The 20,228-nt window shown below is 71.4% G+C and carries 16 protein-coding genes; 6 read left to right on the top strand and 10 right to left on the bottom strand.

Annotation, left to right across the window (positions count from 1 at the left end; translation table 11 throughout):
• Positions 1–85 precede the first annotated feature (85 nt).
• The 5 genes from AB0C96_RS36155 to AB0C96_RS36135 all read right to left on the bottom strand — a co-directional run bounded on the left by AB0C96_RS36155 (position 86) and on the right by AB0C96_RS36135 (position 4,678).
• The gene (locus AB0C96_RS36155; RefSeq protein WP_362923591.1) at positions 86–1,213 is read right to left on the bottom strand and encodes an NADH:flavin oxidoreductase; all 1,128 of its coding nucleotides are present in this window, start codon (positions 1,211–1,213) and stop codon (positions 86–88) included.
• Between the two features lie 260 nt (positions 1,214–1,473).
• The gene (locus AB0C96_RS36150; RefSeq protein WP_362923589.1) at positions 1,474–1,869 is read right to left on the bottom strand and encodes a hypothetical protein; all 396 of its coding nucleotides are present in this window, start codon (positions 1,867–1,869) and stop codon (positions 1,474–1,476) included.
• Between the two features lie 220 nt (positions 1,870–2,089).
• Positions 2,090–3,679 (bottom strand): TIGR03086 family metal-binding protein, encoded by a 1,590-nt coding sequence (locus AB0C96_RS36145; protein ID WP_362923586.1) that lies wholly within the window; start codon positions 3,677–3,679, stop codon positions 2,090–2,092.
• 34 nt (positions 3,680–3,713) lie between these two features.
• Positions 3,714–3,971: a hypothetical protein gene (locus AB0C96_RS36140; RefSeq protein ID WP_362923584.1), complete on the bottom strand. Its 258-nt coding sequence runs from the start codon at positions 3,969–3,971 to the stop codon at positions 3,714–3,716.
• Positions 3,968–4,678 (bottom strand): hypothetical protein, encoded by a 711-nt coding sequence (locus AB0C96_RS36135; protein WP_362923582.1) that lies wholly within the window; start codon positions 4,676–4,678, stop codon positions 3,968–3,970. Before AB0C96_RS36135 ends, AB0C96_RS36140 begins: the two co-directional genes overlap by 4 nt.
• Before the next feature lie 96 nt (positions 4,679–4,774).
• On the opposite strand from AB0C96_RS36135, the gene AB0C96_RS36130 reads away from it, so the two are divergent.
• Positions 4,775–5,653: a LysR family transcriptional regulator gene (locus tag AB0C96_RS36130; protein ID WP_362923581.1), complete on the top strand. Its 879-nt coding sequence runs from the start codon at positions 4,775–4,777 to the stop codon at positions 5,651–5,653.
• Between the two features lie 157 nt (positions 5,654–5,810).
• Entirely contained in the window at positions 5,811–7,019 is a 1,209-nt protein-coding gene (locus AB0C96_RS36125) for a hypothetical protein (protein ID WP_362923579.1), read from the top strand.
• A 145-nt stretch (positions 7,020–7,164) separates the two neighbouring features.
• On the opposite strand, the gene AB0C96_RS36120 is transcribed toward AB0C96_RS36125, so the two are convergent.
• Genes AB0C96_RS36120 through AB0C96_RS36100 form a run of 5 tightly spaced genes read right to left on the bottom strand, consistent with a single transcriptional unit; the run spans position 7,165 to position 14,437 of the window.
• Complete coding sequence (locus tag AB0C96_RS36120; protein ID WP_362923577.1) at positions 7,165–9,087, bottom strand: glycosyltransferase family 39 protein; 1,923 nt, start codon at positions 9,085–9,087, stop codon at positions 7,165–7,167.
• A 53-nt stretch (positions 9,088–9,140) separates the two neighbouring features.
• Complete coding sequence (locus AB0C96_RS36115; RefSeq protein WP_362923575.1) at positions 9,141–10,181, bottom strand: NlpC/P60 family protein; 1,041 nt, start codon at positions 10,179–10,181, stop codon at positions 9,141–9,143.
• Between the two features lie 47 nt (positions 10,182–10,228).
• Entirely contained in the window at positions 10,229–10,711 is a 483-nt protein-coding gene (locus AB0C96_RS36110; RefSeq protein WP_362923573.1) for a poly-gamma-glutamate biosynthesis protein PgsC/CapC, read from the bottom strand.
• Entirely contained in the window at positions 10,708–12,066 is a 1,359-nt protein-coding gene (gene pgsB, locus AB0C96_RS36105) for a poly-gamma-glutamate synthase PgsB (RefSeq protein ID WP_362923571.1), read from the bottom strand. The genes AB0C96_RS36110 and pgsB overlap by 4 nt, the downstream gene beginning before the upstream one ends.
• A 19-nt stretch (positions 12,067–12,085) precedes the next feature.
• Complete coding sequence (locus AB0C96_RS36100) at positions 12,086–14,437, bottom strand: HAMP domain-containing protein (protein ID WP_362923569.1); 2,352 nt, start codon at positions 14,435–14,437, stop codon at positions 12,086–12,088.
• A 1,008-nt stretch (positions 14,438–15,445) separates the two neighbouring features.
• On the opposite strand from AB0C96_RS36100, the gene AB0C96_RS36095 reads away from it, so the two are divergent.
• The 4 genes from AB0C96_RS36095 to AB0C96_RS36080 all read left to right on the top strand — a co-directional run bounded on the left by AB0C96_RS36095 (position 15,446) and on the right by AB0C96_RS36080 (position 20,097).
• Positions 15,446–16,717 carry a hydrolase gene (locus tag AB0C96_RS36095; RefSeq protein ID WP_362923567.1) on the top strand — a complete coding sequence of 424 codons (1,272 nt, stop codon included), beginning with the start codon at positions 15,446–15,448 and terminating at the stop codon, positions 16,715–16,717.
• Between the two features lie 242 nt (positions 16,718–16,959).
• Entirely contained in the window at positions 16,960–18,531 is a 1,572-nt protein-coding gene (locus tag AB0C96_RS36090; RefSeq protein WP_362923565.1) for a DUF5722 domain-containing protein, read from the top strand.
• Positions 18,435–18,728: a M23 family metallopeptidase gene (locus AB0C96_RS36085; RefSeq protein ID WP_362923637.1), complete on the top strand. Its 294-nt coding sequence runs from the start codon at positions 18,435–18,437 to the stop codon at positions 18,726–18,728. The genes AB0C96_RS36090 and AB0C96_RS36085 overlap by 97 nt, the downstream gene beginning before the upstream one ends.
• Positions 18,729–18,960: 232 nt before the next feature.
• Positions 18,961–20,097, top strand: a complete 1,137-nt coding sequence (locus tag AB0C96_RS36080; RefSeq protein ID WP_362923564.1) for a DUF4185 domain-containing protein — start codon at positions 18,961–18,963, stop codon at positions 20,095–20,097.
• Positions 20,098–20,228 lie beyond the last annotated feature (131 nt).

Here is a 20,228-nt window from a genome sequence, read left to right as displayed (position 1 = left end):
AAACGGCCCCGGACCCTACGCCACCGGCACGCGTCCCCCGCGCCGGCCCGTTGGTCCAAACGCAGTCGCCCGGTAGCGCAGTCGCCTAGTGCAGCGTCTTCAGCGCCTGCGCGTCGTACGGCTTCAGGTCGTCGAAGCGGTCACCCAGGACCTTCGCCGCCCACTCCGGGTCCTGGAGCAGGGCGCGGCCGACGGCGACCATGTCGAACTCGTCGCGCTCCAGGCGGTCGAGGAGGTTGTCGATGCCCTGGACCGGAGCACCCTCGCCCATGAAGCCGCGGATGAAGTCGCCGTCGAGGCCGACCGAGCCGACGGTGATGGTGGGCCTGCCGGTGAGCTTCTTGGTCCAGCCCGCCAGGTTCAGGTCCGAGCCCTCGAACTCCGGGAGCCAGTAGCGGCGGGTGGAGGCGTGGAAGGCGTCGACGCCGGCAGCGGCGAGCGGGGTCAGGATCGCCTCCAGCTCCTCCGGGGTCTCGGCGAGCTTCGCGTCGTAGGCCTCCTGCTTCCACTGCGAGTAGCGGAAGATCACCGGGAAGTCGGGCGAGACGGTCTCGCGGACGGCGGCCACGATCTCGGCCGCGAACTTCGTACGGGCGACCGGGTCGCCGCCGTAGGCGTCGGTACGGCGGTTCGTCCCCTCCCACAGGAACTGGTCGAGGAGGTAGCCGTGGGCGCCGTGCAGTTCGACGCCGTCGAAGCCTATGCGCTCGGCGTCCGCGGCGGCCGCGGCGAAGGCTCCGATGACGTCGTCCAGGTCGCGCCGGGTCATCGCCTTGCCGGTGCCCTCGGTGCCGTCGACGCGGATGCCGGAGGGGCCGACGGCGGGGGCGTCGGCGTGCGGCGGGTCGCCCTGCTTGCGCACCATGCCGATGTGCCACAGCTGCGGCACGATCGTGCCGCCCGCCTCGTGAACGGCCTCGGCGACCGTCGCCCACCCCGCCAGCTGCTCCTCGCCGTGGAACCGCGGCACCCGGTCACTCTGCCCGGCCGACTCGTGGCCGACGTAGGTCCCCTCGGTGACTATCAGGCCGACACCTGCGGCGGCTCGACGGGCGTAGTACGACCGCACGTCCTCACCGGGGACACCGCCCGGGGAGAACATGCGCGTCATCGGCGCCATCACGATGCGGTTGGGGACGGTCAGGCCGTTCAGCGCGACGGGCCGGGACAGGATCTCGGCCGCGCGGGAGGCGGAGGACGCAGTGACGGTCACGGGGGTGCTCCTCGTAGGTACCAGACGGTATGTGTACATGCACTGAATGCGCGATGATGCCAACCGCCCCGGCGACCACGGCATTCCTCCCGTCCGGCAAGCCACCCTGTGATCCCGGACACGCACCCGGAGCCGGGAGGGGTCGACGGCGCTCCCGCAGCCGGTGTCGGCGCCGCCAGGGTCACCCCGACCACGGAAGGGGCCCAGAGCAGCTGCGCCCCGCCGGTCGGCGGGACGCAGCTGCCCTGGGCCCCTCTCCGTCACTTGCGAATGATGTTGCTGCACCTCTCGACCGAGCCGATCCTGGTGGACTGCACACCCGGGTTGCCCACGCCGCCGCCGGCGTTGCCCAACAGGCCGTTGAGGATCCCGACGTTGCCGAGTACGTCGACATTCGCCTGGTGCGACCTGCATGAGGTGTGCTGGCGAATGTCGATCCGGTGGCCGTGCGACTTGTGGCGGTGGTGGCCGCCACCCCACTGCTGTAGCGGGGCCTCCACGCGGATCACCTGATGCTGAGCGGCAACGATGCGGTGCGGATGGGGGTGGTTGTGGTGGCCGCCGCCCACCCCGCCGGCGTAGGCAGTGCCGGCGCCGAGGAGGCCGGCGCTGGCGAGGACGGCTGCCGCGACGGCAGCTTTACGAAGCTTGAGCATGTCATCTCCGATAGATCGAACGGATTCGATCAGTAATCGATCGACTCCATACAGTTAATGAAAGGTTAATGCGAAATGCCACGCACCCACTTAGTGACGCGCCGAGTCCCATGACGACCACCACGAACTGACGCCGCCCCCGCCCGCCCCCACCCACCGGTTGCCCCGGGCGACCGGTGGCCCTGCGCGACCACCGGCCCCAGGCCGATCGGCACGGTGCCTAGGAGGTGACGGTGCGGCCGAGGTAGCCGGCGAGGCGGTCGAGGGCGGGCGCGTCGTGGGGTACGGGCCGGGGCGGGGCGAAGGAACCGCCCGGCGTCCGCGGCAGGCTCGCGTAGACCTCCCGTACCACCGGGAGGGCCGACTCGGCGAGGTCCGTGACAAGGTCACGCGGCTGTCCGATCGCCGTGGCCAGGTCCCAGGCGTGCACCAGCATCTCGATGAGCAGCTGCTCGACGAGCCGTCGCCCCGGCGCGGGCCCGTAGCGCTGATCGAGCATCCCGGGGCGGCGGAAGGCGGCCAGCGAAGCCTGCGCGGCGGCGCGGAACGCCTCGACGTGGTCCGTGCCGAGGTGGTCGGCGGTGGCGTCGGAGCAAGGGGTGCCGTTGGCCAGGTCGGTCCACAGCATGTTCTCCCGGACCACGTGGTCGAGCAGGGAGCGCACATCCCATTGCGCGCAGGGCGTCGGCAGGCCGAACTGGGCTGGTTCCACGGCGCGGACGAGACCTTCCACGGCGGCCAGGACCCTGTCGCAGGCGTCGAGTACTCCGCCGGGCTGCCATGCGTCGGCCCCGGTGTCGTACACGGAGTCGAGCTCCTCGGCCCGGGCTCCGGGAGCGGGGTTGGTGCGCAGTGCGGTCTTCAGCCAGTTCCCGGCCGCCGCCATACCGGGCCGTACGGGCCGACCGTTGAGGGTGCACATCAACTGCCAGTACCGCTCGACGGTGACGTCGGAGACGGCTTCGAGTTGCTCCAACAGCAGGCGCCGGGCGGGCGGCCCGTCGGTGTGCACGGCGTCGGTGTCGGTGTCGCGGAGGTGCGTCTGTGTGGGGATCCATGCGGTGACGACGGCGGCGACCACCTGGTCGGCGGCGGGTGAGTCGGGAGCGATTCCGTCCCGCATCGCCAGGTTCACCCGCTGCGTCCAGTCGTCGGTGAGCTGCTGGGCGCGGCGCAGTGTGCTCTCGTCGTGGTCGCCGGGGGCGTGTTCGGCGGCGTACTGCGCAATGCGCCGCATCCCGCCGCGCAGGGCTGGATCCGTCACCAGTTCGCTGAGTTCGATCCAGGCGTCGACCTGCTCGTCGGTGGGGTCGTCGGGAAGGTCCGGGACGGCGGCCAGCAGCCCGCGGCGGTAGGCCGGGACGTCCAGGTCTGCCAGCGTCTCGATCACGAACTCATGGATGAGCAGGCGGCGTTCGGCGGCGGACAGGCGGGCGGTTCGGGTCATGCGGGCGAGCCCTTCGGCAGTGGTGGTGCGGCGGGTGACGGAGCGCAGCACCGCCTGCTGTGTGCGCAGCGCGCGGATCTGCACCTCCAGCGCGTCGACATGGGCCGCGGCCACCTCCGCCAGGGTGTGCTCACGGTCGAGGACGTCGCGGATCACCGACAATCCGAGTCCGAGGTCCCGCAGGGTCCGTGCCAGTTCCAGACGGGCCAAGGACTCGGAGTCGTAGACGCGGTACCCGGCGGCGGTCCGGCCGGCCGGCGGCACCACCCCGACGTCGGACCAGTGCCGGAGGAGCTTCACCGACAGCCCGGTCTTCCGCGCAACCTCTCCGATGCTCCACAACACCGCGTCGCCGACGTGCATGCGCCCCACCCTCGACTCTCCCACCGTGGGAGAGTCAACCAGGTTCGACGATGACGTCGACGGCCCCGCTACCAAACGCTGGAACCGCTGCGGCACGGTCTGGTCGGGCCATCGCGGGGCGGACCGGTGTGTCGTCGCGCCGTACCGGGAGTCCGTCGACGCGTGCGGCGCTGAGCGCGGCTTCGGGGCCTGGGGCGAGCGGGCTGAAGGCGTGGGCGTCGGGCACGGTGCACGCGCGCAGCCAGGCGCGGAAGAGGGCGCTCGCCCAGGCCCGGGTGGTGCGCGCGCTCATCGGGTGCGGGCGTGCTCGACGGCGGCCTCGGCCAGCCCGGTGATCAGCGGGTGGGCCCCCGGCCCGTCGTCGTCCAGTTCGGGTTGGAAGAGGCTGGCCAGGAAGAAGGGGTGGCCGGGGAGTTCGGCGATGCGGACGTCGCCGGATTCGTCGGTACCGGTGAAGGTCAGGCCGTGCTCGCGCAGGACGTCGAGGTGGTCGGGGTTGGGGCCGTAGTTGCAGTGGTAGCGCGCCTGTGTGCGGTCGGCACCGAGCAGTTGGGCGGCCCGGGAGCCGGGGGTGATCCTCACGGTGCCCTCGTGGCCGACCAGGGAGCAGGCCAGCGGGAGGACCACGGCGTCCTCGTCGGCCGTCTCCGGGTCGTTCTCGGCGTGACCGGCACGGGTCATACCGCATACGTTGCGGGCGAATTCCAGCAGTGCGTGCTGGAAACCGCCACAGGTGCCCAGGAAGGGAATGCCGCCTTCGCGTGCCGCCCGGATCGCCGCCAGGACGCCGGTCGCGCTGCGGTAGGGGCTGCCGGGCAGGACCCAGACCGCGTCGAAGCCGTCCATGCCCAGGTCGGCGTCCTGGGTGGGGATCCAGTAGGCGTCCAGGTCCAGACCGTCGCGGAGGCGCAGTACCTCCAGCAGGCCGGGGATGCGGCTGTGAGAACGGATGGCGTCGGAGCGGTCACCGACCAGGGCGATTCGTGCGGAGTGCTTCATGGCGACGATCCTGCCGCCGCACCCCGCATCAGGTCCAACGATGATTTCTGCACTCTGCATAAGCGATGCTGATGTGCACAGGCGATACTGATGCGCATGGATCCGCATCTGCTGCGCACCTTCGTCGCGGTCCTCGACCACCGCTCGTTCTCCGTTGCTGCCTCGTCCCTCGGCTACACCCAGTCCGCCGTCTCCCAGCACATCGCCGCCCTCGAAGCCGACTTGGGAACCCGGCTGGTCGACCGCCGACCCGTGGCCCCCACCCCGGCCGGAGCGCGACTGATGGAGCACGCTCCCGCCCTGCTGTTGCGCCTGGACGCGGCCCGCGCCGACATCGCCCGCCTCCACCACGCCCACCCCACTCGGCTGACGCTCGCCTGCTCGCCCGCCGCTCTCGGTCCCTCCGTCGCACAGGCCCTGGCCCATCTGCACGAAACCGCCCACCCGTTGGACCTGGAGGTGCGTGTGCTGGGCCGGGAGGCGGTGATCGAGGCCGTCCTCACCGGGCGCGCCGACGTCGGCCTCGTCGACGGCGCCGCGGCCCCCAGCGACCCTCTCCCTCTGCCGGACCTCGGGCCCACCACCACCCTCGCCGCCGCCGAAGAGCCCCTGGCCGTGCTCTTTCCCGGTGACCATCCCCTGGCCCGACGCCGCTCGGTGCGCTTGACCGACCTGACACAGGCCCAGTGGATCGACGCCCCGGACACCGCCGTGCCCCTCGACCGGCTGCGCGCCGTCTGCCGCACCGACGGTTTCCGTCCCCGGATCCGCCACCGCGGAACCGACCTGCACGGCCTCGCCGCGCTCGCCACCGCCGGGCACGGTCTGGCCGCCCTTCCCCTGCCGCTGGCCACCACGCTGGGCGGGGCAGCCGTTCCGGTGGACGAGCCCTCTCTGGTGCACCGCACCGAGCTCGTCCACCCCGCCAATCCCTCAGGGGCGGTGCGCCAGTTGGTCGACCTCATCACCGGTTGACGGCCGTCGTCATCGGCCACGGGGGGGCGTCGGGCCGTCCGCGGCACCGGGGTCCGGGCGAGGCAACGGACGCCCGTGATCGGGACGTGATCGGCACCCCGTAATCTCCACCTGATCAGGAGACTCACAAGATGTGCGACCAATACGGGGGGCGGACATGACATACCGGCGCGGGGTGATACCGGCAGTGGCCGGAGGGCTGTTGCTCACGGTGCTGTTGTGGTGGGCGGGGATGAGCGCGCACGCACTGCACCTGCCGGGCACCAGCGGCGTGATCGGCGGCCCGACCGCCGCCGAGCTCGCTCACTGGCTCGCCCCCTGGTCGTACGACCCTCCGTCCCCGGTTCAGCTCGGCACCGACGTGTCCGGCGGGCTCGGGGACGCGGCCGGAACCAACCGCGTCAGCTACCTCGCGCTGTACACCACCGCGCTCCAGATCCGGTTCGGCGCGGTCTTCGCCTTCTTCGTGCCCGGGGCGCTCCTCCTGGTCCGCAGGCTGCCGCCGGTGCGCGGCCGGATGACGGCCACGCTGCTGGCGGTATGGACCTGGGGCCTGGTGGCCGGAACCCTGGCCGTGACCGTCTCCGCGCCGTGGCTGATCGCCTCGGGAGGGCACGGCAGTTACCGCCTCCTGCCCCAGCTGGCGAGCGTGATCTCCTCCGGGCGGCAGGTGCTGGTGATCACGGCGTTGGTCGCGGCGGCAGTGACGGTTCTGCTGGCGCGGGCCACTGCCAAGGGGACCGATCCGCTGCCGCAGGAGGTCGTCCCGGCACGCGCCGCCCGCCTGGCGGCCACCGCCGGGACCGCGGTGATCGCGCTGTCCCTGGTGGTCCTCTCGTACCAGGCGGTCGCCGCCGCTCTCCAGAGGATCTCCCCGAACATCGGGCTGTTCGCCGAACCGGGCGACCTCCTGCGCCAGTGGCTGCTGCTCGGCGGCTGGGCGGGGCCGGCGGGCTCGCCGCTCGGCGGCTGGCTGCTGTACCGCGCCGCCGACGTGCTGCTGCTCGCCGTGGTGTGGTGGGCCCTGCGGCGGCTGCCCGGACTGCTCACCCGGGTCACCGTCCCGGCGATGGCGGTCGGCGCAGTGTGCGCGACCGTCCTCGGGCTGCTGGCGAGCCAGCTGCTGCGGTTGGTGACGGACTGGGAGGGCATGCGCTGGGGGCTGCTGCACCTGTCCGCCGTCATCGGTGATGGCGTCCCGGCCGCCCTGACCTGCGGCCTGGTGGCGGGAGTCGCGGCTGCCGTGACACTGCGGATGGCCGCGGGCCGCGCGGCGACCGCCCACGCGGTGACCTCCGACGCCGCGACCTCCGACTCCGTGCCCCCCGACGCCGCGACCTCCGCCCAGGACACCGACCGGCCCTAGCGCTACGGGGCTGCCCGCAAGGAGCCCCGCCTCGCGAGCCCGCGTCCGCCGCACGGTACGCAGCCCCCTTCAGTACGGGTCGGGTATGCGTGTCCGCCAGTACGGGTGAGGTGTGCGTGCCCACCGAACTCGCCGCGTCCCCAGGTCAGTTGCCCGGTCGGGCGCAGTCGTAGAGGGTGAAGCTGCCGTCCGAGGTCCGACCGTAGGCGCTCGGGGGGACGCGGGTGCAGCTTTGCTTCACCCACACCGTTGCCGGTGTGGACGGGCGGCGTGTGGTCAGCAGGGCGTAGCGCAGTTGGTGGGTGGAGACCAGGTCGCCGAGCCGCGATGCGGTCGGATACGGGGTCAGGCCGGTGAAACCGCCCATGATCAGCATGGGTTGGGGGGTGGCGCGCAGCAGTGGCTCGGCGCCGTAGGCGGCTTGGGTGGCGAGCAGGTACTTCTCTCCGGAACGGTGCGCGGAGAGGTAGCCGAGCAGCGCGGTGTCCCGCGCGGACGGTCTGTTCAAGGGGTTTCGCGGGAATTTGACGCGGTGGTGGTGTGTGCCGTGGTAGCCGGCTCCGACCGGTCCGGCCAGCGGATCGATCGGTGAGCCGGGGTACCGCCGGTCCAGGCAGGAGGCGGCCCAGACGGCCGGCGCCAGCAGTACGGCCGTCAGGGACGCGGCCAGGGCACTGTGCACCGCTCGTCGCGCGGTGTCCGGCCGGCTGGTCCACAGGCCGATGGTTCCGCACAGGCCGAGCATCAGCACCACCGGCGGCAGCCAGGGCGCGAAGTCGCCGTGCGGGCCGTCGATTGCCGCGGCCCACAGTGCCGTGAGTCCGATCGCGGCGGGCAGCGCCGCTCGACGCCGACCTCCGGCGCGGTGCTCGGCCCAGAGGACGGTGACCCCGCCACCGGTCAACGCGGCGAGGGCCGGTGCCAGTACGGCGGTGTAGTAGCCGTGGTTGCCGTTGGAGTTGCTGAAGACCACGACGTGCACCAGCAGCCAGCCGCCCCAGAGCAGGAACCCCGTCCGCGGCCCGTCGGTGCGCGGCTGTCCGGCGCGCCACAACACGCCCAGCACCAGGGCCAGTACGGCCAGCGGCAGGAGCCAGGCGATCTGCGGGCCCACGGTCTGGTTGACCAGCATGGTCCAACCGGTGTTGCCGGAGGTGCGGCTGGCGGCGGTGCCGGCGACGGCTCCCAGCGCATGCGGGTCGTGGCCGAAGCGGCTCAGCCCGTTGTAGCCGAACACCAGGGTGAAGGGGTTGTTGTTGGTGGTCCCGTCGATGTACGGACGGTTCGCGGCGGGGCTCGCCCACACCAGCAGCAGCCAGGAGCAGGAGACGGCGAGTGTGGTGCCCCCGGCGAGCAGCAGCCGCCGGGCCCGGTCCCACCGGGAGCCGGGCGCCGCCGACTGGTACACCGCGGCGAACACCGGCAGGACCAGCCACGCCTGGAGCATCTTGGCCTGGAAGGCCAGCCCCACCCACGTACCGCAGAGGAGCAGCGGCCACAGCCTCCCGGTGCCGACGGCCTTCTGCAACGCCCCCGCCGCGAGGACCAGCAGCAGGACGAGCAGGGTGTCGGGGACGGTGTGCCGGTTGAGCGCGACGGTGACCGGGGTGAGGGTGAGGACCAGCGCGGCGAGCAGTCCCGCCCAGGGCCCGGCCCAGGCACGGACGATCCGGTGCAGCGCCCAGACGGCCAGTACGCCCTCCAGCACCTGCGGCAGTACCGCCGCCCAGTTGGACGGCCCGAAAAGCATGACGGACAGGGCCTGCGGCCACAGCGCACCGGGGATCTTGTCCACGGTGATCGAGGCGCTCGGGTCGAGCCCGCCGAAGACGAAGGCGTGCCAGTTCGCCGCCATCGACCGCACGGCCGCGCTGTAGTAGGGGTGCACCCCGGCACGGCCGATGCCCCAGGCGTAGAGCACCGCGGCGGCCACCAGGATCAGCAGCAGGGCGGCCGACTCCCGGCCGGGGGTGGTCCCCGGACGGCACCTCGCGGGGACGGCACGACTGAGGCGCTGGAAACGGGGGCGGTGGTCGGTGGGGTCCCCGGTGAGGGGCGTGGTGGCCATACGGGGTCTCTCCTGCGGCGGGCTGGGTGGTGCGATGAGGGGGTTCGGCGGCCTCACAGACGGCGGGCCATGCGCAACCCTTGGGCGTAGAAGCCATGGCCGTCGAGCGTCGCGCGGCCGGCCAGGTCGCCCATGGTGGGCCCGTTGGCCCGCGAGCGGCTGGAGTAGAACCGCGGATGCCCGTCGATGTCCGGCCCCAGGTACATACCGCAGTGGTCGATGCCGTGCGGTCTGCCGATGTCGATGGCGAAGAAGACGAGGTCGCCGGGGAGCAGCAGGCCGATGTCGGCGGGCCGTTGGCCGGTGTTCGGGATCAGCAGCACGCCCGGGGCCCGGCTGGCGATGGCGTAGGCCCGACGGGGCAGGCCGATCCCCGGGCTGTTGGTGGCGTGCATCGGGTAGCCCATGCGGTAACCCCAGACCAGACGCATGAAGCCGGAGCAGTCCACGTCCCCGTAGCGCTCCTTCTCCGGGTGTCTGCGGGTGCCGTCCGGGAAGGTCCAGGGAGTGCCGAGGTAGTCGTAGAAGTCGGACTTCTCGTCGCGGTAGTGGAACGACGTCGGCGACTGCCCGGGAACCAGCGGCCCGAAGTGGGCCTTGCCGGCGTAGCGCAGGCCCGCTGCGGTGTGCCGGTCGTCCGCCCCGTCACCGTACTGGAAGGCCACCGCGATGGCGTCCGGGCTGCGGTCGGCGAGGACCTTGGGGAACCACTCCCGGAACCAGGCGGTCCGCTCCTTGCCCTGGGTCCATGCGCCGCCCATCAGCCGTACCCAGGCGTCGCTGTGCACCACCGCGCCGGTGGTGCGCGGCTCGCTCCAGGTACGGGTCGGGCCGGCCAGCAGCGCGGTGCGCGCACCGTCGGTGAAGGTGGCCAGCGCCCGGCCGTCGGCGGCGCGCACCACCGTACGGGCGGGCGCGGTGCTGCGCTCGAAGCGGAAGCCGCCGGTCGGCACCGAGAAGTCGCTGTCCGGTGCGCCGCTCCGGGAGCGGTGCCATGCGTAGCCGCCGACCGCTCCCGCGGCGGCCAGTCCGGCGGCGGCGCCCAGGATCTGACGGCGACTGGGCCGGCCGGACGGGGTGGGGGTGGTGCCCATGGTGCCTCCTCTAGGTGCGGACGGGCGCGGCGGACGCCGGGGGGCGTTCAGCCGACCGGCAGTGCTCCCAGCAACAACCCGGCGACCAGCACCACATACGTGCTGAGGGTCACCGCGGTGGTGGAGATCACGGTGGGCGCCAATGGTTGGCGGACCAGCTGATAGGCGATCAGTCCGGGCACGATGAAGCCCAGGGTCTGGGCGGTGTAGAGGAGCGGGAACTCGTGCTGGAGCGCGAGCATCACCGTGGTCTGGAGCAGCACAGCGGACAGCACCACGGCGGCGAACAGCCGTTTCCCGTAGAGGATCACATGGCGCTGGAGGACCTTGGTCGCGGCGAGGGTGAGGGCCGTGACGCCGATCATCATCGCGGCCCGGACCACATCGGTGACGAGTGTCAGCGCCAGCCAGCCGGGGGTGATCATGCCGCCGGGTGAGAGGTTGGTGGTCAGATAGCAGACCAGTGAGAAGACCAGGCCCAGGGCGATCCCCAGCGCGGCGGTCTGCGGAGTGACGATGACGGGGATCACAGCGGCTTCCTTGTGGTCTCGTACCTGGCGTCGGCATGGACGGAGGAGGGGCTCGGGGTGTGCGGGCCGGGCTTGGGGCCGTGCGGGCCGGGCTTCGGGCCGTTCAGCGGCGCCACCCAGCTGTACGGCTCCGGCTCGGGCGGATGCGCGATCGGAAGCGGCTCGTCGGCATTGTCCGAGGGGAGTCTGCCGAGGTGCTCCAGGAACAGTTCGCCCTGGCCGTGGATGTTGCCGACGGCCACCAGCGAGGAATCCGGGGCCAGTTCGGCGAGGATGGCACGGGTCAGCTCCTGCGCGTCGCGCCGGTCGCCGCCCAGGTCCACCACCCGGCCCGACGACCACTCCGACGGGATGCCGTCGCGGGCGCTCTTGGTCGGGTGCCCGATGAGGAACACCGTGTCCGGAGCCAGTTCGGGGACGATCGCTCCCATCTGCCCATTGCGTTCGACCCGGTCCGGGCGGCAGTTGATGACCACGTTCAGCGGGCGGCGGACGGCACCGAGCTCCTCCAGCTGACGGACGTTCATCAACGTCGACTCGGGGTCGTTGGCGGCGAAGACATTGGCGAAGCGCAGCCGCTTGCCGTCCGGTGTGCGGTAGCGCTCGACGGAGAGCACGCCGGGGTCCGGCGGCGCGTCCCACATGCCGCGCAGCGCGGTGGCCCGGTCCACACCGAGCAGTTCGGCCACGGTCAGCGCGATGGCGACGTTCTCCTTGAAGGTGAACCAACTGAACCCGCGCAGCTCCTCGTCGGTGACCGACTCCGGGTCGACCGCGATCAGGCGGCACCTGCGTTTGTCCGCCTCCTCCTTGAGGATGTGCAGCCGCTCCTGCTCGGCGGTGACACAGACCCCGCCGACCGGCATCGACCGGGACAGCGAGCGCGCCACGTCGTCCAGCGTCGGGCCCATTTCGGCGAGGTGGTCCTCGCGGACGTTGCACAGCACACCGATGGTGGAGCGGATCAACTTCTCCTGGTTGACCTCCTGGAGCGCGGGCATCACCGCCATGCACTCGATCACCAGAGCGTCCGGCCGGTATGCCGCCGCACGCCGGACGATGCCGATCTGCTCGACGACGTTGGCGATGCCCAACTTCCGGTACACCGGCTCCTCGGTGGCGTCCGGGTGGATGAACCGGGCAGCGGTGCCGGTGGTCTTGGACACGGTGACCAGACCGCCGCCGCGCAGCGCCCCCGCGCACAGCCGGGTGATCGAGCTCTTGCCGCGGATGCCGTTGACCAGCACCCGAGTGGGGATCTGCGCCAGCGCGGCGTAGTGGCGCCGCTGCTCCAGCACTCCGGCGACCAGCAGCGCGCCGCAGCTCAACAGCAGCACGACATAGAGGAAAAGCACGTCAGTTGTTCCTTCGCTGCTACGGCGCGCTGCCGCACGGGGACGATGGGGCAGGGACGGCGGCCGCGGCGGCTCCCGCGTCACGGTCCCGGTCCGCCAGCGCCTGCCGGAGCAGCTCCAGGCTGCGCGTGACCGAGCCGCACTCGTCGTGGTGGACCGGGTACAGCACGGTGCGGCGGTCGCCGTCGGCCAACCGCTCCGCGCAGCCGGCGAGCGTGCGCAGCGGCCTGACGACCACGATGTGCAGCCAGCCCAGGCAGGCGACGCCCGCGGAGAGGGCGAGCAGCCCGGCCAGCATGGTGCGCGCCTGGACCTGGAATGCCGCCAGTTTGAGCGCTGCGGCGGGCTCGGCGGAGACCACCCGCCAGCCGAGTCCCGCGGCAGGCCCCGTCTGTGCCAGTGGCGCGGCGGCCGCGACCGACTGTCCCTCGCCCGGCGCGGTCCCCGCGTGGAGGACGGCCGATGCCGGACTGCCCGCGCTGCCGGGTGCCGCATCGGTCCTGGCCACCAGCCGGGTGAGGCTCCGGCTGGGAAGGGACTGGAAGGCCTGGAAGCCGACGCTCGCCGCGAGCACCCTTTGGTGCGCGTCGGTCAGCCACACGGTGCCCAGCCCCGGCCGGGCAACCAGCTCGTTCAACGCGTCCACACCGATCTCGGCGACGACCACGGCCGGGGCGTCCTTGGCCTCCTTGGCGGCCTTCGCGTTCTTGGCGTTCTTGGCCGTCGGGACCTGCGTATAGGCGGCGATCGCAGGAATCTTGCCCGACGTGTTGACCTGGCTGATTCCGCCGCCCGCCGGCACATCGTCGAGAGTGCGCAGCGGCTCCTTGCCCACCTGGAGCACGACGGCACCGCTGCGGTCCAGCAGGTACAGCGACCGGTACATGGGATGGTCGGCGCGTTCACGCCGCAGGACCTCCGTCGCCCGCTCCGGTGTCGTACCGGAGAGTGCCGACGCCACCGCCGCGAGGTCGGTGGAGGCCCGGTCGAGGGACCGCCGCACCCGGTCGGCGGCGGCCTCGGTGCGCGCCTGCTGGTCGGCGACGGCCACGGCCGGTACGGCCTTGCCGGCGGGCGCGCGGTTGAGGAGGAACAGCAGGGGCAGCCCCCACACGGCAATCACGAGTGCGCAGACGAGGACCAGAGCCCGGACGCCGGGCCGGCGTCGTACCGGCTGCGCGGGCTCCGGCCCTGTCTCACCGATCAGTTGGCGGCGTATCGACTCCAGCGCCCGGCCGACCCTGCCGAGCTCGCCGAAGGCAACCACCGGCACCGGCCGGGCCAACTCCTGCCGTGCCTCGGCCCTGTCGGAGAGGCCCCTGGCCAGCCGAGCGGCGGACAGATGCAGCCGCAGCAGCGGACGCTGCATGGTGCTCCACAGCACCGCGGTGACCAGCACGGCGATCACCACCAGCGCGCCCGCGGCCATGACGGCGAACCACGTGTGGTCGGCTCCCTCCTTCGCCGGCGCCACATCCCTGGCGGTGAGGATCGCCAGTCCCAGGCCGGAGGTGTCGTCCTTGCCGTCCACCGCGGCGACCGAGGCCCACCCGGTGACCCTGCGCAGCCCGTCGTGACCGTCACCGAGCACACTGCCCGAGGCGTCGCCGGTGTTCACTGCGGCATTCACAGCGGCGTTCACAGCGTTCACCGCAGCGGCCGGCAGGGTTCGGTGCTCGGCCCCGGGCGCCGGGGCCGCACCGGCGGCAGCGGCGGTGGCGGTGGCAATCACCCTCCCGTTACGGTCCACCAGTTGACCGGTGCGGCCGCCTCCGTACACCGCCGGGGCGGCGACCTTCTCCGAGACGACCAGCAGGAGTTCGCGTTCGTCGGGGTCCTGATCGCCTACCAGATCCCCTGCCTGATCGTGGTTCTCGTCCTTCTTGCCGCCCGAGGCGGGGACGGTCACACGGGTGAAGAGCAACAGCCGCGGTTCGGCGTTCCCCGAAGAAGCCAACCGGGGCGGGATGTTCGCGGTACCGGGCCGCGCCAGGGTCGCCGTGTCCACTCCGGTCAGCGGCACCGTTTCCCCGCTGGCCGCCACCGACCTGCCGGTCCGCGGGTCGAGCAGCACACCGCCCTGCCCCGGGTGCCCGGTCGGGACGAGGGACCGCAGGATCGCCGCCGGAGTGCTGCCGCCGGCGGGCGTGACCGACGCCGCGGAGCGGCGCACCGCCGTGGCCCGTGCGTTGATGGAGGCCCCGACCGTGTCGGCGGCGTCCTCGGCGATCTGGCGTTCCGCGTCGCGTACGGCCTGGGGGACGTCCTGTTCGTGAACGGTGCCGAGTCCGAGAGCGGTGAACGCGGCAACTGTCAGCAGCATGCAGAGCAGTGCGGCGATCGGCGGGCGGACGCCTCCGAGCAGAGGCATGTCGGCGCGGCGTCGGGTGCGGTGCGGACGGGGCGCACGGGCAACGGCGTGCAGGGCAGCGTCCTCTCGGCATGTGGGGGATTGCCGTGCGGCAACTCGACCAGTAGGAATACTGGGATCACAGGATAATCACAAGTCTGTTCACATCGCGCCCACGCATACGAGCCATACGGAAGTTCACTCAACTCGCCCTTCGCGACGGTCGCTTATGTGCCACGGCCTCTTCCAGCGGGCCCCGGGAATTCCCAACACCCCTGCCGACACCGGCGATTGACCGTACCTTTCCGTCTGCATTCACCGCGTCACACACAGTCGCGGAGGCGCTCAAGGTGGTCTCGAAACCACCCCTTCCCAAGGAATCCACAATCCCGCAGGTGCCAAGGTCGGCGAGGATCAGAGGTACACGAACTGACGCGTAACAAAGACGCTGAGTGAGAACGGTGAGCGCCGCCGGCGGAATTCCGGATGTGATGTCCACCATCCGTCGACGGCATGAATGAGCCAGGCCCTCGGCAGCGGCCGTCCACCCGGGCCGACACCCCGGAAGCCACCGTCACACGTCGCTGAGCTGCGGAAAAGCCGCTCACATTGAGCCCCTCCCGGCTCGGCCCTTGCCTCTCCCGGCTTGACCCTTGCCGCCGCCACCGGCCCCACGAGGATGCCGAGTTGTCCGGCGGTGACAACTACAACCAGCCACGCCAGGCCATTTCCCCCGCGCCTTTCCGGTATTGGTACTCGACACCGCTCGGCTCGGTGGCATACTCCACGAGCGCCTACAGGCCGATTCCCACTCACCCGGGTCCATGGAATGGATCGGCCGCACGGCCGGCAATACCACGAGGTACGAAGCCGACACCGTGCGTTTCCGAACGTGCCAGCAGCGCTCACCTCGCCGACCCCCGGAGAGAGAACTCCCCGCGCATTCCGGGGCGTTGGCGCGACCATGGCAAACTGCCGATACGATGATCGCCGGTCACATGGCGATCGCCATCATGGAGGGGGCTGCCCATGAAACACGCACGAAGGCGCCAAAGCCGGTTGCGCGCCAGGGTCGCCAGCACCACAGGAGCACTGGCCGTCGCCCTGGGCGCCGGAGTCGCGCCGGCCACCGCCGCGGAGAAGGCTCCCGCCGCGCCCCAGACCACGGCGGCGTCCTTGGACATGGCAGCGGCCATGGACACGGCGCCGGCCCCGGGCCAGTTGACGCTCCCCGCTCCGACCGGGCGTCATCGTGTCGGAACGGTCGACCTCCACTTGCGCGACTCGAAACGCACGGACCCGTGGGTGCCCGGAAACCAGCCACGCGAGCTGATGGTCACGCTGTGGTACCCGGCCACGAACACCGACCGCTATCCCGCCGCGCCCTGGCTGCAACCCGCCGCCGCCGCGCACTACCTGGCCCAATGGCAGGTGCCCCCGGGCTCGGTGACCCTGCCCACCACCGCCGGGCACATCGGCGCCCCGGTCGACCGGCAGGCCGGCGAACTGCCGGTGCTGCTGTACTCGACCGGGCTGCACTCCGACCGGGCGATGGGGACCTCACTCGCCCAGGACCTGGCCAGCCGCGGCTACTTGGTCGTCACCATCGACCACACCCACGACGCCAACGAAGTGGAGTTCCCCGGCGGGCGGGTCGAGGTGAACACCATGCCGGCGGGCACCCACTCGTCCCACACGATCGCCGTCCGGTCGGCGGACACCCACTTCGTCATCAACCAGTTGGCCGCGATAGCCCACGGTCACAACCCCGACGTGGACCACAAGCCGCTCCCCCACGGGCTGTCCAAGGCCGTGAACATGAACCGCATCGGGATGTTCGGCGCTTCCCTCGGCGGAGCGGTGGTGCCCGCGGCCATGCACGCGGACTCCAGGATCGACGCCGGTGCGAACCTGGACGGCCAACTCTTCGGGTCGGAGGTCACCCAGCCCCTCGACCGCCCCTTCCTGCTGTTCAGTTCGCAGAACCACAACCGGAACACCGACCGGAGCTGGGCGCGGTTCTGGGACCACCTGCACGGAGAGCGGCTCGACCTGAAGCTGCTCGGCTCCGGGCACAACTCCTTCCTCGACAACCAGGCCCTCCTCCCCCAGGCAGCGGGCCCGTTCAGGCTGAGCCCTGCTCAACTCCAGCAGCTCCTCGGCACGATCGACCCCAATCGCTCCACCGAGGTCCAACGCACCTATCTCGCGGCCTTCTTCGACCAGCATCTGCGGCACCGCCACAGCCGCCTGCTCGACGGCCCCTCGCGCCACTACCCCGAGATCTCCTTCGTGCGCTGAACCGCCCGGAGGGCACCGGCGACCACAGCCCCGCGCACCGCCACCTCGCGGTGGTACCGACCGACCGCACCGCGCGGGGTACCTGCCGCCGGGGGCGCCCTTCCGTGCAGCCCGAATGCCCCAACGGCCGTTCCGACGGCCGCTGCGGGCGCAGCACCGGTCGATGAGCATGCGAGGGAGCCAGTGAGCCCCGACGGGGGACGGGTCCGGTTCGCCGCTTCGCCACGCGCATAAGGAGAGTCATGGCCCGACCAGCTCGGCATCTCGTCGCCCTCGTGCTGCTCATCCTCGCCCTCGTCCTACCCGAGTCCCTCCAGTCCACTGCCGGCGCCGAGACGGCTCCGCTGCCGTACCCGACACGTTCCGACTACCGCATCAAGGGCATCCAGCCGGACTTCTGGCCCGACAAGGACGAGATCGCCGGCAACAACGCCGGCGGCGTGTCCATGAACCTCGTCTGGGCGAACTGGGAGCCGAGCGTCAAGGCGGCCCCGTGCGCAGCCGGTGAGCAGGAGTTCGACCACCGCTGCTTCACCGTCCGGCCCGAGGTGGACTCGGCCATCAAGGAGTGGACCGACCGGGGCCTGGTGGTCACCGCCATCGTCTACGGCACTCCGGACTGGGCCCGCCAGGGCCGACCCTGCGATCCCGCGCCCGGCTACGAGCTGTTCTGCGTACCCAACGACCCCGCCGACTTCGGGCGGTTCGCCGGCATGCTGGCCCAGCGCTACGACGGGCTCCACGGGCACGGCCGGATCGCCGACTTCGTGGTCGACAACGAGGTCAACACCAACACCTGGTTCAACATCGGCTGCGGCCGGGGCAAGCCCTGCGACACCGGACAATGGCTCGACCAGATCGCGGCCGACTACAACGCCGCCTACGACCGCATCACCGCCCAGCAGCCCACCGCCAAGGTGCTGACCTCACTGGACCACCACTTCGGTACGGCCTACGACCAGCCGTCCGACAACAACGCGATGCTGTCCGGCATGACCGTGCTCAAGGGGCTGGCCGCCCGGGCGGGATCGCGCCAATGGCGGGTCGCCTACCACCCCTACGCCCCGGACCTGTTCCGGCCCGCCTTCTCCGCCGACGACTTCCCCAAGGTCACCTACGGCAACATCGGCGTCGTGGTGGGCTGGCTGCGCCAGCAGTTCCCGCACACCCCCTCCGCCTGGACGATCCAGCTCACCGAGAGCGGCATCAACTCCGGGGACCAGTCGAGCGAATCACAGCAGGCCGCGGCCGTGTGCGACGCCTTCCGGAATGTGCTCGGCACACCGGACATCGAGAGCTACATCTACCACCGGATGCAGGACAACCCCGCCGAGGGCGGCCTCAAGCTCGGCCTCCGGAGACAGGACGGCTCGGTCAAGCCCGCATGGTCCACCTGGGCCCTGGCCAACCGCAACGACCTGCCCTCGCCCCAACTCTCCTGCGGCTTCGAGCACCTGCCCTACACCCTGCTGCGCCGCGGCTATCGCCCCGACCAGGGACACGTCGCCTCCTCCCGGCTGCTGCCGCCCGGTTTCACCCAGGAGCAGACCTGGAGGCTGCTGCGCCATCAGGCACCGGGCACCACCATGCTCTACGAGTGCAAGGTGGCCGGACACACACTGCTCACCCGCGACCCCGGCTGCGAAGGCCAGTTCCCCATGGGACCCGTCGGCTACCTCCACACCAGCCAGGTGAGCGGCTCGGTACCCCTCTACCGCTGCTACATCCCCTCCGACGGAGACCACTTCGTGTCCGGCGCCGCCGACTGCGAGGGCCACACCAGGGAGTCCGTGCTCGGCTACGCCTTCCCATAGGGATTCCACGTGACGTCCACCCCGGCCAGCGGGTCAAGGCCGGTCAGCGGATCGGCAAGGTCGGGTCCACCGGAAACGTCACCGGCCCGCACCTGCGCTTCGAGGACCACCCCGACGTCGCCTGGCCGAACCCGTCCGACACCAGTGTCTTCACCGCGCTGACCACGCCGGTGTGCCCGGAAGGGAAGCAGTGCTGACGGACGCCGCCGCTCGATGACCCACGCACGTCCGCAAGCGAGATCATCGCCATTTCAGCGCCATTTCATCGGTCGTGGTTAGCGTCGGCGCGTGCCGGGGCCAGGGCACGCAGCGTCTCGGCTGCCCGCCCGTGCGCACACGACGGGTTCCTGTTCCCCGTCCCTCGCACACGCCAGCGGCACCGAGCGCGTCTCCTCGCGTACATGACCGACTCTGAAAGGCCTCGACACCATGACACGTCCCTCGGACGAGAAGGACTCGACGACCGGCGGGTACTCCCGCCGTAAGCTCCTCAAGATCGGCTTCGGCGTCGCCGTGGGTGCGGGAGTCGTCGGGTCGGGGACCGGGACCGCGGTGGCCGGCGGGCCGGGCGACCCGACCAGCCCGACGTTCGCGACCAAGGTGAAGAACCTGAGCGGTCCGATCGAGACCGGCCCGTTCGCCTCGCCGTGGACCGACCTCGGCATCCCCGTGCTGTGCCCGAACGGCACCATGCTCTTCGTCGGCGGCGACACCTTCAACGGCGACCACGTACCGCAGCCGGGCGAGGCCGCCGACGACTGGCGCGCCCCGGTCGGTCTGCGCTCCAGCAGCGCGGACCTGAACAACCTGCGCATCGACGGCAGCGTCGGCGGCGACCACGCCAACAGCCTCGTCGACGAACCGCACAACCCGGTCGGCGACAAGGCCACGACGGCGATCCCTTCGGACGTGTTCGTCGTCGACGGCGTGATGTACATGCACCTCATGCGCGGCGTCATCTACGACACCCACCACACGGACTTCTGGCGCTCCACCGACAACGGTGAGACCTGGGAGTACCTGTGTCAGTGGCCGGGCGACCTGCACGGCGGCCAGTTCCAGCAGAAGACCTATGCCGTGGCCGAGGGCGACTACTGCTACGTCCTGTCCACGGTCTTCAACCGCGATGTGGAATCGGGGATGCTGCTGCACCGGGTGCGGAAGGACAGCCTCGGGAACCCGGACGCCTACGAGCCGTGGGGCTTCGACGGCGAGTGGCGGTGGAACGCGCCCGCTCCGACGACCGTCTTCGGCAACCGCAAGTGGGGCGAGATCTGCTTCCGCGCCATGGACGGCAAGTACGTCCTCACCTGGCTGAACATGGACCCGCTGTCGATCCGGGCGATGGTCTTCCCGCTGCCGACCTCGGACCTGACCAGGACGCTGGAGCAGACGATGATCCTGCCCTGCGCCCCGGGGCAGGAGGTGGCCAACCTCGTCGCCAGCCCGTACGGCGGGTTCGTCGTCCCGGGCTCGACGTTCGGCAACTTCCACATCGTCGTCAGCCAGTGGTACGACCCGAGGAACTACCGGTTCATGCAGTACAAGGTGAACATGCTGTCCTGAGCGAGGGCATCCCGTCGGGGGGGCCCCCCCGGGGGGGCCCCCCCCCCCCCCCCCCCGCCCCGCCCCCCCCCCCCCCCCCCCCCCCCCCCCCCCCCCCCCCCCCCCCGGGCGCCCGGACGAGTGCCCCCCGG

This window comes from Streptomyces sp. NPDC048506, assembly GCF_040651315.1.
Taxonomy (GTDB): domain Bacteria; phylum Actinomycetota; class Actinomycetes; order Streptomycetales; family Streptomycetaceae; genus Streptomyces.
Note: the sequence above shows the minus strand (reverse complement) of the source record. Positions and strands in the feature narration are given on the sequence as shown.